The organism is Qipengyuania vesicularis (assembly GCF_019711415.1).
Lineage (GTDB): Bacteria > Pseudomonadota > Alphaproteobacteria > Sphingomonadales > Sphingomonadaceae > Qipengyuania > Qipengyuania vesicularis.
This window is the reverse complement of the sequence record NZ_JAIGNJ010000001.1, coordinates 834,800-849,478: the sequence shown is the minus strand read 5'-3', so window position 1 is coordinate 849,478 and position 14,679 is coordinate 834,800. Positions and strand designations below refer to the sequence as shown.

At 61.2% G+C, this 14,679-nt stretch carries 13 protein-coding genes; 6 read left to right on the top strand and 7 right to left on the bottom strand.

All coding sequences use genetic code 11. The features are described from left to right. Positions 1–115: 115 nt before the first annotated feature. Together pdhA and K3146_RS04240 are read left to right on the top strand one after the other, a co-directional pair. Positions 116–1,186 (top strand): pyruvate dehydrogenase (acetyl-transferring) E1 component subunit alpha, encoded by a 1,071-nt coding sequence (gene pdhA / locus K3146_RS04245; RefSeq protein WP_221544928.1) that lies wholly within the window; start codon positions 116–118, stop codon positions 1,184–1,186. A gap of 3 nt (positions 1,187–1,189) precedes the next feature. Beyond that, positions 1,190–2,572: a pyruvate dehydrogenase complex E1 component subunit beta gene (locus tag K3146_RS04240; protein ID WP_221544927.1), complete on the top strand. Its 1,383-nt coding sequence runs from the start codon at positions 1,190–1,192 to the stop codon at positions 2,570–2,572. A 67-nt stretch (positions 2,573–2,639) separates the two neighbouring features. On the opposite strand, the gene K3146_RS04235 is transcribed toward K3146_RS04240, so the two are convergent. Genes K3146_RS04235 through K3146_RS04225 form a run of 3 tightly spaced genes read right to left on the bottom strand, consistent with a single transcriptional unit; the run spans position 2,640 to position 5,112 of the window. Beyond that, entirely contained in the window at positions 2,640–3,074 is a 435-nt protein-coding gene (locus K3146_RS04235) for a TadE/TadG family type IV pilus assembly protein (RefSeq protein ID WP_221544926.1), read from the bottom strand. Continuing rightward, complete coding sequence (locus tag K3146_RS04230) at positions 3,071–3,532, bottom strand: TadE/TadG family type IV pilus assembly protein (protein ID WP_221544925.1); 462 nt, start codon at positions 3,530–3,532, stop codon at positions 3,071–3,073. Before K3146_RS04230 ends, K3146_RS04235 begins: the two co-directional genes overlap by 4 nt. Further along, complete coding sequence (locus K3146_RS04225; protein WP_221544924.1) at positions 3,529–5,112, bottom strand: TadE/TadG family type IV pilus assembly protein; 1,584 nt, start codon at positions 5,110–5,112, stop codon at positions 3,529–3,531. The genes K3146_RS04230 and K3146_RS04225 overlap by 4 nt, the downstream gene beginning before the upstream one ends. A gap of 161 nt (positions 5,113–5,273) precedes the next feature. On the opposite strand from K3146_RS04225, the gene K3146_RS04220 reads away from it, so the two are divergent. Then, the gene (locus tag K3146_RS04220; RefSeq protein ID WP_221544923.1) at positions 5,274–5,915 is read left to right on the top strand and encodes a hypothetical protein; all 642 of its coding nucleotides are present in this window, start codon (positions 5,274–5,276) and stop codon (positions 5,913–5,915) included. 38 nt (positions 5,916–5,953) lie between these two features. Beyond that, a complete protein-coding gene (locus K3146_RS04215; RefSeq protein WP_221544922.1) occupies positions 5,954–6,421 on the top strand; it encodes an EF-hand domain-containing protein in 468 nt (155 codons plus the stop codon). Here K3146_RS04215 and trmFO read toward each other — a convergent pair whose 3' ends face one another. After that, a complete protein-coding gene (gene trmFO / locus K3146_RS04210; RefSeq protein ID WP_221544921.1) occupies positions 6,422–7,789 on the bottom strand; it encodes a methylenetetrahydrofolate--tRNA-(uracil(54)-C(5))-methyltransferase (FADH(2)-oxidizing) TrmFO in 1,368 nt (455 codons plus the stop codon). Positions 7,790–7,877: 88 nt separating this feature from the next. Between trmFO and K3146_RS04205 the strand changes: the two genes are divergently transcribed. Then, entirely contained in the window at positions 7,878–8,534 is a 657-nt protein-coding gene (locus tag K3146_RS04205) for a lysoplasmalogenase (RefSeq protein ID WP_221544920.1), read from the top strand. On the opposite strand, the gene K3146_RS04200 is transcribed toward K3146_RS04205, so the two are convergent. Both K3146_RS04200 and gyrA read right to left on the bottom strand, forming a co-directional pair. After that, complete coding sequence (locus K3146_RS04200; protein ID WP_221544919.1) at positions 8,531–9,373, bottom strand: TauD/TfdA dioxygenase family protein; 843 nt, start codon at positions 9,371–9,373, stop codon at positions 8,531–8,533. The genes K3146_RS04205 and K3146_RS04200 overlap by 4 nt on opposite strands. After that, positions 9,370–12,210 (bottom strand): DNA gyrase subunit A, encoded by a 2,841-nt coding sequence (gene gyrA, locus K3146_RS04195; RefSeq protein WP_221544918.1) that lies wholly within the window; start codon positions 12,208–12,210, stop codon positions 9,370–9,372. Before gyrA ends, K3146_RS04200 begins: the two co-directional genes overlap by 4 nt. 303 nt (positions 12,211–12,513) lie before the next feature. Between gyrA and K3146_RS04190 the strand changes: the two genes are divergently transcribed. Beyond that, positions 12,514–13,854, top strand: coding sequence for a tetratricopeptide repeat protein (locus tag K3146_RS04190; protein WP_221544917.1), 1,341 nt, complete (start codon positions 12,514–12,516; stop codon positions 13,852–13,854). Between the two features lie 63 nt (positions 13,855–13,917). On the opposite strand, the gene K3146_RS04185 is transcribed toward K3146_RS04190, so the two are convergent. Beyond that, positions 13,918–14,643, bottom strand: coding sequence for an NYN domain-containing protein (locus tag K3146_RS04185; RefSeq protein WP_221544916.1), 726 nt, complete (start codon positions 14,641–14,643; stop codon positions 13,918–13,920). Between the last annotated feature and the right edge of the window lie 36 nt (positions 14,644–14,679).

Here is a 14,679-nt window from a genome sequence, read left to right as displayed (position 1 = left end):
CCCTCATTTCCGTAAGGTTTTCGTATGCAGGGCCCGCGCCCCGTTGCGCTGCGCATGACGCTGTGCCTATAGGCGCGGGCAGAGAGAATTCCCCGACAGGAAAGGGATAGCGAACTTGGCCAAGGCCCCGAACAAGAAAGCTCCGCGTAGCCCCGCCGAAAATCTCGATTTCGAGCTGCGCTCGCTCCAGGAAGAATTCGAGAAGAACAAGCGCTACGACGCATCTACCGAACAGATGCAGCAGTTCTACGAGCAGATGCTGCTCATTCGCCGTTTCGAGGAACGTGCGGGCCAGCTCTACGGCCTCGGTCTCATCGGCGGCTTCTGCCACCTCTATATTGGCCAGGAAGCAGTCGCTGTCGGCCTGCAGTCGGCGCTTACCGAGAAGCTCGACAGCGTGATCACTGGCTACCGCGATCACGGGCACATGCTCGCCTACGGTATCGACCCCAAGGTCATCATGGCGGAGTTGACCGGCCGCGAAGCAGGTATCTCTAAGGGCAAGGGCGGGTCGATGCACATGTTCTCGACCGAGCATAAGTTCTACGGCGGCCACGGCATCGTAGGCGCGCAGGTCGCGCTCGGTGGTGGCCTGGCGCTTGCTCACCAGTACAACGAGGATGGGGGCTTGTGCCTCGCCTATTTCGGTGACGGTGCCGCCAACCAGGGCCAGGTTTACGAGACTTTTAACATGGCCTCGCTCTGGAAGCTTCCGATCGTCTTCGTGATCGAAAACAATCAGTATGCCATGGGCACGGCTGTCAGCAGGTCTTCGGCAGAAACGGAATTTTACCGCCGCGGCACCGCATTCCGCATTCCGGGCATGAAGGTAAACGGCATGGACGTGCTCGAAGTGCGCCAGGCCGCCGAGATCGCCTTCAAGCATGTGCGCGAGGGCAGGGGCCCCGTGCTGATGGAATGCGAAACCTATCGCTATCGCGGCCACTCGATGTCCGACCCGGCCAAGTACCGCACCCGCGAAGAGGTGCAGGACGTGAAGGAACATAAGGATCCAATCGAAGGGCTGAAGAAGGTCCTGATCGAGAACGGCAGCAGCGAGGACGACTTGAAAGCCATCGACAAGGACATCCGCAAGGTGGTGAGCGAGGCGGCAGATTTTGCCGAGAACTCCCCCGAACCGGATCCGAGCGAACTCTACACCGATGTGCTGGTGGAGGAGTACTGAGCCATGGCTATCGAACTCAAGATGCCCGCGCTGTCGCCCACCATGGAGGAGGGCACGCTCGCCAAGTGGCTCAAGCAGGAAGGTGACACGATCGAGATCGGCGACATCATCGCCGAAATCGAGACCGACAAGGCGACGATGGAATTCGAAGCCGTCGACGAAGGCACGCTGGGCAAGATCCTCGTCGAGGAAGGCACCGAAAATGTGAAGGTCGGCACGGTCATCGCCATGCTCGCGGGCGAGGGCGAAGATGTTTCCGCCGCCGCTCCGGTCGAAGACGTGCCGGGCGAGGGCAAGGATGTCGGTCGTCCCGAAAGCTCGGGCGAGGGCAGCGAAGCGGAAATCGCCAAGCCTGCCAAGAAGTCGGGCGTCAAAGACCCGGAAATCCCCCACGGCACCAATATGGCCACCGTCACCGTCCGCGAGGCGCTGCGCGACGCGATGGCCGAGGAAATGCGGCGCGACGAACGCGTCTTCGTAATGGGCGAGGAAGTCGCGCAGTACCAGGGCGCCTACAAGGTCACGCAAGGCCTGCTCGACGAATTCGGGCCCAAGCGCGTCATCGATACGCCGATTACCGAATACGGCTTTGCCGGCATCGGCACGGGCGCGGCAATGGGCGGCCTGCGCCCGATTGTCGAGTTCATGACTTTCAACTTCGCCATGCAGGCAATCGACCACATCATCAACTCGGCCGCCAAGACCAACTACATGTCGGGCGGCCAGATGCGCTGCCCAGTCGTGTTCCGCGGGCCGAATGCCGCGGCGAGCCGCGTCGGTGCACAGCACAGCCAGAACTACGGCCCTTGGTATGCCAGCGTCCCCGGCCTGATCGTGATCGCGCCCTATGACGCGTCGGATTGCAAGGGCCTGATGAAGGCAGCCATTCGCTGCGAGGACCCGGTGGTCTTCCTCGAGAACGAGCTGGTCTACGGCCGTAGCTTCGAACTTCCCGAGCTTGACGACCACGTGCTGCCGATCGGCAAGGCGCGGATCGTCCGAGAGGGTTCGGACGTCACCATCGTCGCCTACTCGATTGCTGTCGGCCTCGCGCTCGAAGCTGCCGAGGAATTGGCGGGCGAGGGCATCGATGCCGAAGTCATCGACCTGCGCACGCTACGTCCGCTCGACAAGGAAACCGTGCTCGAGAGCCTCAAGAAGACCAACCGCCTGGTCATCGCCGAAGAAGGCTGGCCGACCTGCTCGATCGCATCCGAAATCGTCGCGATCTGCATGGAAGAAGGCTTCGACCATCTCGACGCACCGGTTACCCGCGTGTGCGACGAGGACGTACCGCTGCCTTATGCCGCCAACCTCGAGAAGCTGGCGCTGATCGATACGCCGAAGATCGTGAGGGCGGCGAAGAAGGTCTGCTACCGCGACTGATCGCTGGACATGAAAATGCCGCGCGGGGCGAACCTCGCGCGGCATAATTGGTCTGGATAGCTCTATCTTACTCGTCGAGGAGAAAGATGGGGCGTTCGAACGACTGCTGCTGGCTTGTGAAATTGAAGAACGGCAGCACGTTCGGCGGCGTATAGTCGATCCGGATATTCTTCTCGAATGTGCCGTGCACACGCGGCGTGGCGACCGGTGTGATCGTCACTGCGACCGTGTTGTTCAGCGAGTAGGGTGCGCTAGTCGCGATCGAGAGAGCCTTGGTCCTGATGGCGTCGTCGTCGACCTCGTTCTGTTTCATGTATTCGACTACCGCCCAGCGCGCCGTATCCGAGGCGATGCCGCGCAGCGAATTCTGCGACTGCATGCTCAGGCCGAGCTGGATGATCCCGAAGAACAGCCCGAACACGATCGGAGCGAGAAGGGCGAATTCGACCAGTGCCGAACCGCGCTTGTCTTCTGCAAGGCGCGTGAGGAGATTCCTGCTCATGAGATCTGGATCCTCCGGCGAATGTCATAGTCGACCGTCTTGCCGATCCCGAACTTGGTCCACAGCGGCGTGTAGCTGTCCCACACGTTGAGGTGGATGAATTCGGAGATAACCGCACCTGTCGGACAGGTGGTGATGTCGAGGGTCAAGGTTGCGTCGGCATTACAGCGATAGCGCTTCTGCAGACGAACCTTGCCGGCCGGCAGACCGGTCGAGGATTCGATGATCAGTTCGACGGCGTCGAGATCGGCCTGATCTTCCGGAATCGCGGCGAGCACAATTGCTGCCGCTTCGGCGATGGCGATCTGCAGCTCGTTCTCTCGCGAGACGATACGGCTTGCCTCGAACCCGCCGAGCATCATCATGATGAGCACGGGGAGGACGATAGCGGTCTCGACTACGACCGAGCCATTCTCGTCCCGACGCATGCGGGCGAAGTTGAACATCCTACTGATCATAGCACCAGCCTCACGCGCGTACCGCCTTCACCAACGACGATGTCGTGGGTCTTGCCTGCCGGGCACAGGGTTTGAAGGTCCGCCGTACCGCTGATCTTCAGCGTCTTGGAGGCAACCATCAGACATTCGGCCGATGCGCTCATAGTACCGGCCATGACCAGATCGCTGTTCGGCATATAGATGATGCCGTTCAGGTCGAAGTTGGCGTTACCGGTGATCTTGCTGCTGCTCGAGCCTGCCGAACTCGGATCCTCGAAGATGAGCATGTTCTCCATCTTGTCGGCATCGGTCGACGACACGCCGGCAGCGATCAATTCGGTCTTGGTCATCGGGGTGAGATAAACCCCGCCGCCGCCGTTGATATCGACTGCAGCGCCGTTCTTGAGAACGAACATGATGCCGGTTCCGGTAAGCGAAACACCGCCATTCACCTTCAGAACCCCACCGTCGATCACATAGACGCCGCCCGCCATATTGAGGTCGCACGCGATGTCGAAGCTCGTGTAGGTGCCAGGCTGGAGGTCGTTGCTCGTGGAGAGATTGACCTTGTTAAAGTAGCTGAAGATCGAGGTCGTGATGCGCTCGATGAAGATCTTGTCGGGACCACTACCAGCGATCTGGCTCAGGTTTTCCGTGACCGGCGTCTGCGTGTAGTCATTGGGCTCGCTGGTAAACAGGGCGCCAATATTGGTCGCGAAGGTGATGTTGTATGCCGATTCCGATCCCGGACCGGAATAGGTGATCTCGCCTGCGCTCTTGGCCGCAGTCTTGTTCTTGCCGCGATAGTACTTGTACGTAATCGCGTCGACCTGGGCTTCGTCGGCCTGCCAGTTGGCGGTAGCCGAGCCACAGCTCACGGTCCGCGGAGTAGGATCGTCGGGCGGCGTCAGGCCCTCCCACGGATCGACCATATTGGCGTAGTTTTCGACGACCTTTGCGTTCGCAAAAGCGCCCGCGCCGTCGTTGATGGTCCCGCCGGCGACAACCCAGTTGATGTTCTGCGCGCCGCTGCTGCCGTTGGTGACGATAGCATTGGTCGCATTCGAACGAGCACCGACGCCGCAGGCGGCATCAACGGTGGGACCACCGTTGAACCACATTGTGCGGGTCGAGGAAGGATCGAGCGAATAGAGGCAGGCCGTGTATTGCTGGGAAGTTTCCCAGATCGCCTGAGCGGTCGCGGCTACAGTCATACCGTCTCCCAGCACGACGCGCGTGAAGGGCAGTTCGGCAGTGGCGGTCGCCAGCGATTTTACGCTGTCGTTCGTGCCATTATAGTTCTCGAGGCCCACGCGGTGGGTCAGGAGGTACTCCTTGGTGCGCGAGAGGTTCGAGTAGAACTCCTGGTGCGCGCGGGTCTTGTACTCCACGCCGACATCGCCATTGCCGCGCGACCACGCGCCGGCCAGCGCCGCCTGGTCAACTGCGTACTGCAGCTCGCGCTTCCACAGGTAATACTGCGCCATGTCGACGCCTAGACCGGCGGAGCCGAAGAGGATCGGCGCACCCATCGCGACGAGGAGCATTGCGTTGCCGCTCGTGTCGGCCTTGAGCCGGCGCATGAACTTGGTGATAGCCATATTCCACTGAACCTCGAGAATGAGTTTTAGTCCTAGGATGCCACATACCCCGGGAGCCCCTTACTTTTCTTGCAACAGGAGTGGTTAAGAAGGGGTTTTCCGTGTTGCCGCTGCGGGGAGACGCTTGACAGAATGCGCGTGACCGCCGGACAGGGGCAGGCATGAACGACCATTCTGATCACGACCTTCCGGACTGGGGTCCGCTCGTCCTGGCCCATGCTCATGGACGGGCGTGGGTAGCGCTCGACGCGCTAATTCGGTTGGATCAGCGGATGGCCCGGATCGTCGCGACCGCGACTGAACCGGCACTCGCTCAGATCAGGATGGCGTGGTGGCGGGAGGAAGTGGGTAAGGAGCGTCCGGTAAACAGTCGACCGCCGCCAGATCCGCTCCTCGCAGACCTTCAGGTTGCGTGGGCGGGACACAGTTCATCGCTGGTCGGATTGATCGATGGCTGGGAGGCGCTGCTCGACGATCGACCCTGGGCCGAAGAAGCGCGCGAACAGTTTGCCTCAGGTCGCGAAGGCGCTTTCTCCGGATTTGCCCGCTTGGCGTCGCGCCAATACGCAGCAGACGCGGCAGGAGAACATGGCAGGTGTTGGGCGCTGGCCGATCTCTCCACGATGGATGCCGATGGTTCCCCGCATTCCATTCCTGCGCTTCCTCGATTGCCGAGCGAATTGCGCTCGCTTGCCGTGATCGGTGGTCTTTCCCGGCGTGCGCTGAAGCGCGGAGGAAGGCCGCTCTTCGGAGACCGGTTAAGTCCTTTCGCTGCACTAAGGCTTGGAATCTTCGGGACTTAGTTTAGGTATCGACGCGGGCAAGGGGGAGAGCTCGCGCGATGAAGGGTTTTGTTTCCGGGGCATTCGTCATGTTGATTGCGCTGGGGGTCGGCATGTTCTGGTGGCAGGGCCGCGCCGAGGTCGAGGCCGCCGCGCCGCCTCCCGACCTTATCAAGTTGGCCGAGGTCTTGCCCGATCCGGACTTGCTTCCGATTACCGATCCCGGAGACATGGAAGGGCCCGCGCCCCCCGAGGCGAGCGAGTTGACCAAAGAACAGCAACGCTTTTTCCGCTATGACCGAAATCGCGACTGGCGGATTACGCGCAGCGAGATGCTGGCAACCCGTAGCGATGCTTTCCGCAAGCTCGACAAGGACGGCAACAACCTGCTGACCTTCGAGGAGTGGGCGGTGACTACGGTCGAAAAGTTCGAGGGTGCGGATGCCAATGGCGACAGGGAGCTCTCGCCGGGCGAATTCGCCACGACCAAGCCAAAGCGATCGCCGAAGCAGCGCTGCGCTTGCTGATCAGGCGGGCACGGCCTCTAGACTCGTTAGCCAAATCCCGAAGTCTTCTTTCGCCCGCGAGGTATAGGCTTCCTTTCGCTGCTTCTTCTTCACATCATGCAGCGGCGGGAACAGGCCGAAATTGACATTCATCGGCTGGAACGTGTCCGCCTCTGCGTCGCCGGTAATATGCGACAGCAGTGCCCCGAAGGCCGTTGTGCGCGGGGGAGGTGACCAGTCCTGACCGGCCAGTTCGCTTGCCGCCATCATCCCTGCCATCAACCCCACGGCCGAACTCTCGACATAGCCCTCGCAGCCAGTGATCTGCCCGGCAAAGCGGATATGCTCACCGCCTCGGAGGCGCAGCTGGCGATCAAGAACCAGCGGCGAGTTAATGAATGTATTGCGGTGCAGGCCACCGAGACGTGCGAACTCGGCATTCTCCAGGCCCGGTATCGTGCGGAAGAGCTCAATCTGCGCGCCGTACTTTAGCTTGGTCTGGAAGCCGACCATGTTCCACAGCGTGCCGAGCTTGTTGTCCTGGCGCAGCTGTACCACCGCATAGGGCCAGCGACCCTGCGGATGCTCGTCCGTCGTGTCATAGGGATTGTCGAGGCCGACACCCTTCATCGGACCATAGCGCAGCGTTTCGACACCGCGAGCGGCCATTACCTCGATCGGCATGCAGCCATCGAAATAGGGCGTGTCGGCTTCCCATTCGCGGAACTCGGTTTTTTCGCCATCCATCAGGCCCTGGTGGAAGGTGAGATACTGCTCCTTGGTCATCGGGCAGTTGATGTAATCGCCATCCTCATTCGATGCCTCGGTCCGCTTGTTCCACCGGCTCTGGATCCAGCATTTCGACATGTCGATGCTGTCGCGGTGGACGATGGGTGCGATGGCGTCGAAGAAGGCCAGCCTGTCCTGCCCGGTGGATTTCACAATGCTTTCGGCAAGCGACTGGGCCGTCAGCGGACCGGTGGCGACGATTGTGGGACCTGCGGAAGGCAGGGCATCCACCCGCTCTCGCACGACGGTGACGTTGGGATGCTCGTCGAGGGTCCGTTGGACTTCGGCTGAGAAAACATCGCGGTCCACTGCCATGGCGCTGCCGGCGGGAACGCGGGCCACTTCGCCAGCGCGCATGACGAGGCTGTCGAGCCGGCGCATCTCGTGATGGAGCAGGCCGACCGCATTCTTGTCGCTATCGTCGGAACGGAAGCTGTTCGAGCAAACCAGTTCGGCAAGTCCGTCGGTTTGGTGCGCCGGCGTCATTTCTCCGCTGCCGCGCATTTCGGACAGGCGTACCTTGAAACCCCTCCGCGCAAGCTGCCACGCGGCCTCGCTTCCGGCGAGCCCGCCACCGATGATCTGGATGTCGTGTGTCATTGCGTGGCGGCGTTTAGTCGCCCATCTGGCCGCTTGCAACGGCGCTGTGTTTGCGCGATGCGCGGGGCTTCACGAGGGAAATTGCACCATGCCGAAACGCGCTCTGATCGAGCATCGACCTTATCTGCTGCTCAGCCTGCTGTTCGCGATCACCTATTTCTTCGTGATGGACGGCAAGGTCGGCGGCAGCTGGCTCGCCTTGTGGAAAGGCGCCGGGGTCGGATTTCTTGCGGTCTACGCGGCGCATCGCGGGATGGGCCGGGAAGGTGCGCTGATCGCCTCGGTGATGACACTCGGTGCGCTTGCCGATGTCGTGATCGAGTTCAATTTCCTCGCAGGCGGTGCGCTATTCGGAGTAGCGCATCTCATCGCTATCTGGCTGTTCCTTTCCAACCGGCGAGAGCGTCCGACGGGGAGTCAGAATGCGGCCGGTGTGGCGCTGCTCATCGGAACCCCCCTGCTGGCAGCACTACTGACCTATCCGCTCGAGAACTGGTATCTCGCCGCGCTCTACGCCCTGATCCTTGGCATCATGGCCGGTAGCGCTTGGACGAGCAGTTTCCCGCGCTATCGCGTTGGCGTAGGGGCAGTCCTCTTTGTGGTCAGCGACCTCGCTATCTTCGCGCGCGAGGCCGAGCGTATTCCGCTGGAACTGGCCGAGTGGCTGGTCTGGCCGCTCTATTATTCGGCGCAGTTCCTGATTGTGACGGGAGTCATCCAGACGATCCGCAAGGGAAAGGACTAACCGCGAAAGGCAGCAATGGTCGTGCGGTGCAATTCGCGCCGGTGGCCTTCATACCCGCCCGTTGCTTTGTGCAAGACGGCGCGGTTGTCCCACATCACCAGCATGTCGTCTTCCCATTGATGTCGGTAGACGAAATCTTCGCGCGATTGCCACTGCGCGAGTTCGGAGAGCAGGGAGATAGCCTCAGATTGCTCCATGCCCTCGATCCCGATGATGTAGCCCAGCGTCGAGAAGAAGCCCTCTCTGCCGGTCTCGGGATGCGTCAGGATAAGGGGATGCGTCCGGCAGTCATTGGCGGCCTCGCTCGGACGAATGGCCATGGAGCGGCCCTCGTCGCGCTCGCCATATGTGCCGTCCGGCGCGTAGGCGAGCTTGGCGCTGTGGATCGCGTTCAAACCACGCAGCTGCTCCTTACGTTCTTCGGGGAGGGCAGCGAAGGCCGCTTGCTGGTCGGCGAACAGCGTGTCTCCCCCCATGGGCGGGATATCGATCGCCAATAGGCACGTCCCGGCAGGCGGGTGATCGAGGAAACTCCAGTCGCTGTGCCAGTTTTCGGCAAAGAGGGGGCTGGTCTCGTCCGCCTCGCGCAAGATCGCAGCGATGTTATTGCGGCCGGCAATGGGAGCGAAGAAGGGGTCTTCCCCGAACCCACCCATGGAGAGGGTGAACCGCTCCAGCGCATCGTCATCCATTCGCTGGCCGGGAAAAGCGACCACCTTGTGTTCGAGCCAGATCGCACGGATTTCTGCAGCGAGGTCGGCCGGGATGTCCTGCGATAGGTCGAGCCCGGTCACGCGTGCTCCGCACGCCTGGCCGCTAGGCTCGACCGTCAGGTTCATCCGCCCGGCTCATCGTCGATGTTCTTGTCCGAGTGCTTGGTCGTGTAGGGTTCGGTCTTCTCGAGCCCGCCGCGCGCGGCAATTTCGTCCTGGACCAGTTCCTCGGCCTCGTTCTCCGGATCTTCGGTCTCGTCGATCAGTGCGGCGCCGACGATCTGCTCGCCCTTGGCCACGTTGAAGATGCGGACACCCGAGGATCCACGGCCGGAGATCGAGAAGCCTTCGTGGTTCTCGAAGCCGCCGTCTATCATGTGACGGAAGGTGATGGGCAGGCGGATCAGCTTGGCCTGGTCGGTCACCAGCATGAGCTGCGATCCATGCTTGACCGGGAAGCTCGCCACGACCGGGCCGTTGCGTTCCGGATTGCTGGAAGGTTCGCCGATATTGGTCAGGCCCATCCCGCCGCGCCCGATGGTGCGGTACTCATAGGCCGAGGAGATCTTGCCATATCCATTGGCTGTCAGCGTCAGGATGAACTCCTCCGCATCGGCCATTTCGCCAACCTTGTCCGCATCGAGCGTGGGTTCGTTCTCGTTGTTCTTCCAATCCGCGGCCCGAAGATATGCGTCGCGTACCTCCGTATCGCGCTCGCCTGCAGCGAGCACGGCCATGGAGACGACCTTCTGGCCGTCCTTCAGCTTCATGCCGCGAACACCGATGCCGGTGCGGCTCTTGGTTTCGCGCGCGTCGGTGGCGGAGAAACGGATCGCCTTGCCCGAATCCGAAGCGAGGAAGATTTCCTGCTCTTCGGTCAGCAGCTCAACCCCGATCAGGCGGTCGCCGCTGCCTTCCACGAAGCCCATTGCGTATTTGCCGTTGCTGGGGACGTTGGTGAAGGCATCCATCGAGTTACGGCGCACCATGCCTTGCTCGGTCGCGAATACGATGTTGAGCTTGGCCCATTCCTGCTCGTCCTCGGGCAGGGCGAGCACATTGGTCACGCGCTCGTCGTCCCCCAGGGGCAGAAGGTTGACCATCGGGCGGCCTTTAGTCTGCGGCCCGCCTTCCGGCAGCTTCCACACCTTCATGCGATAGACGCGGCCCGTATTGGTGAAGAATAGCACGGGGTTATGCGTCGAAGTTACGAACATTTCGACGACGGCATCTTCGTCTTTCGTCGCCATGCCGCTACGGCCCTTGCCGCCGCGAGCCTGCGCACGGAAGGCATCGAGTGGGGTGCGCTTGATGTAACCGCCGTGCGTGACGGTCACGACCATCTCTTCGCGTTCGATGAGGTCCTCGTCTTCGATCCCGTCCCATGCGGGAGCGATCTCGGAGACGCGAGGTGTGGCGTAGGCCGCTTTGATCTCTTCGAGCTCGCCGCGCATCACGCCGTAAAGCTTCACGCGGTCTGCGAGGATCGAGAGATACTCCTCGATAGAAAGTGAGAGTTCCTTGAGCTCGTCACCAATCTCGTCGCGGCCAAGCGCGGTGAGGCGATGCAGTCGCAGGTCGAGGATGGCCTTCACCTGTCGCTCGGACAGGCGGTAGGTGCCTCCGGTCTGCTCGTCGCTCGGTTCTATGGCTTCGACCAGCGCGATATACCGCGCGATATCGCCGATCGGCCATTCCTTGGCGAGCAGTCGTGCGCGCGCCTCCGCAGGCGTAGGTGCCCCTCGGATCATGGCCACGACTTCGTCGAGGTTCGAGACAGCGACCACAAGGCCGAGCAAGATGTGCGCTCGGTCGCGCGCCTTGTTCAGCTCGAACTTCGTGCGGCGGGTGATTACTTCCTCACGGAAGGAGATGAAGGCCTGGATGAATTCACGCAGTGTCAGGACTTCGGGGCGGCCGCCGCTGATGGCCAGCATGTTGGCCGGGAAGCTCGCCTGTGCCGGCGTGTAGCGCCAGATTTGGTTGAGCACGACTTCGGGCGAGGCGTCGCGCTTGAGGTCCACGACCACGCGCACGCCCTGCCGTGAGGACTCGTCGCGAATGTCCGAGATGCCTTCGATGCGCTTGTCCTTGGCCGCCTCGGCGATCTTCTCGACCAGGCCGCTCTTGCCGACCTGGAAGGGAATGGAGGTAAGCACGATCGACTTGCGATCGCCGCGCTTCTCTTCGATCGTATGACGTGCGCGCTGGAGGATCGATCCGCGCCCCGTGGTATAGGCCGCACGCGCACCTGACTTGCCAAGGATTAGGGGTGCAGTCGGGAAATCCGGACCCGGAATGATCTCGAACAGTTCCTCGCTCGTGATGGCGGGGTTGTCCATGTAGGCGAAACAGCCGTCGATGACCTCGCCGAGGTTATGCGGCGGGATGTTCGTTGCCATGCCGACCGCGATACCGCCTGCGCCATTGACCAGAAGGTTGGGGAAGCGGGCAGGGAGGACCGTCGGTTCACGGCGGGAGCCATCGTAGTTGTCGGCGAAATCGACGGTGTCCTTGTCGAGATCATCCAGCAACGAGTTTGCCACCCGGGCCAAGCGTGCCTCGGTGTAACGCATCGAAGCCGGTGGATCGGGGTCCATCGAACCGAAGTTCCCCTGGCCGTCGATCAACGGCACGCGCAGAGACCAGTTCTGGGTCATGCGGGCCAATGCGTCGTAAATCGCAGCATCGCCGTGAGGGTGGTAGTTACCCATCACGTCACCGACGATCTTGGCGCTCTTGCGGAACGGACGTCCGGCCACGAAGCCGCCTTCGTTGCTGGCAAAGAGGATACGGCGGTGGACGGGCTTCAATCCATCGCGAACATCGGGCAGTGCGCGGCTCACGATCACGCTCATCGCGTAATCGAGATAGCTCGTCTTCATTTCCTCGACGATGTCGATGCGGGTATGTTCTTCGCCGCCCGGTGCGGGGGTATCGATCGTGTCGATGTCGTCAGCCAAAACTCTGGTAATCCGTATGCTGTGTAAGACAGGTAATCAGGCAGAAAAGCTTAGGCGAAGTGCCCTTGTAGCGCCACCGATTGCGGGAACCGAATGGCAGTTTCACGCGCTTTTTCCACATATGGGTGGTCACTGTGCGATTGGTAACCATGAACGACGGGATATGTCGGTATTCAATCACCATTCAGCGCCGTTCGGCTACATGATTTGCAATGAGAGCGCAGAAGCGGCAAAGGCCGCGTGCATGACCGTATTCCGGCGCCCCACGGCGCTTTCATCCCTATCCACTCTTGGGAGTTACCAATGATCTTCACCCGTCTCAACAAGGCTTCGCGTCCGTCGTCGGCCATTGCCATGGCGCTTGTTCTCGCGGCTACCGGCACGCTTGGCGCTGCTGCTCTCGAGCAGCCGGCATTCGCCCAGAAGAAAAAGAAGAAGGACAAGGAAGAAGCGGAGGGCCCGGACTACACGCAGGAGTTCATCGCGGCTTATAACGAGGCAAACACTGCTCTCAATGCGGAGAACGCCGACCTCGAAGCGGTCAAGGCCATGATCCCCGCAGTCCTCGCTGCCGTATCGACGGATGACGATCGCAACGCGGCGGGCGGCCTCCTGTTCAATCTCTCGCGTCAGACCGATGACGACGCCATGGAACTGCAGGGCCTCGAAATGATGCAGTCGTCGGGCAAGCTCGACGCACAGCGTGGCGGTCAGATCAACGTCGCCCTTTACCAGATCTATCGCAGCAATGGCGATATCGCGAAGTCGCGTGCCGCTCTCGAACGGGCCATCGATGCGAACTATTCGTTCAACGCCACGATGGCTGACGGCACCAGCCGTGCGCTCGGGGCTGACGAGATGCGCCTGATGATCGCAGACCTGTACTTCGAGCAGGATCAGTACGCTGAAGGCGTGAACTACATCGCGGAGATCATCGAGAACAAGAAGGCCGCCGGCGAACCAGTGCCTGAAAACTGGATCCGCACGGGTCTTTCGCGCGCATACAACAACTCGGTTGCGGGTCAGGCGCCGAAGTTCGTACGCTGGCTGGCGAGCGATTACGGAAGCCCCGAAGTCTGGGCCGACGCCGTGATCATCACGCTGAATTCGGCGGAATACGCCAATCCCGACATCCTCGACCTTCTGCGCCTTTCGCGCCGGCTCAACCATTACAATGCCAAGGAAGTCTTGAGCGAATATGTCGAGATGCTCGACTCGCGCCGTTATCCCGGCGAGGTGGTTGCAGTGATCGACCAGGGCTATGCGCTGGGCGTCGTCGATCGTAGCGATCCCTATATCGCCGAACGCCGCAAGGAAGCGGATTCCCGCCTGGCTTCCGACAAGGCCAGCCTCGGTGAACTGGCGGCCGATGCGCGCAAGCCGAGTGCCGATCTGAGGACTCTGGTCGTCGCAGGTGATACTTTCCTCAGCTACGACCAGCCGGTCGAAGCCGAAGAGTTCTACACCAAGGCCCTGACCATGACCGGGGTTGAAACGCCGCAGGTCCTTACCCGTCTGGGTATAGCCCAGTACGATCAGGGCAAATACGCCGAAGCCATCGAGACCTTCAAGAAGGTCGAAGGTGCGCGCAAGGATATCGCCAGCCTGTGGGCGCTTTACGCGACTTCGAAGGTCGGTTCCTAAGGTTCAGCCCCTCTCGGGCTGGAAAGACGGCGCGGTTCCCCGGGGACCGCGCCGTTCTTGCATCTAGCGAAGGCGTTTGACCCAAAGCGTGTTGTCGCGGCGCTCGACCTTGAATTGGTCCATCGACTGGAAGAGGTCGGACAGGCGCTTGAAACCGTAGTTGCGAACATCGAAGCTCGAACGGTTGCCGGCAAGGCTTCCGACTTCGCCCATCTGCGCATAGCCGTCCTCATCGCGGTTGGCGGCTTTCCAAGCCGTACCAAGCAGCTCGACGAGCTCGTCATCGATGGCGGACTTGTCCTTGCCTCCCTTCGACTTGGCAGGCGACGGTTCATCCGACGCGCCCGCGATCAGCGCGTCGATATCGATAAAGCGCGTGCAGGCGCTCTTGAACGCATCAGGAGTCTTGTTCTTGCTGCCGAAACCATAGACGATCAGGCCATCCTGCCGAAGCCGCGTGGCGAGCGGGGTGAAGTCACTATCCGAACTCATGATACCGAAACCATCGACCTTGCCTTGGTAAAGCAGATCGATCGCATCGATCGTCATGGCCATGTCGGTGGCATTCTTGCCTGCGGTCAGGTCGAATTGCTGCTGCGGGCGAATGCCGAACTTGTGCGTGATCGTGTCCCATTTGGCCAAGTTGTTCTTGGCGAAATTTCCATAGGCCCGCTTGATATTGACTTGGCCCAGTTCGGCCATGACGGTGAGGACCGGATCGATCCCGCGCGGTGTCGTGTTGTCCGCGTCGATCAGCAGGGCGATGTTTTTCAGTTCTTTTTCTGGCATGCGCGCTGACATGCAGGGCGCGGGGCGCCGGCGCAA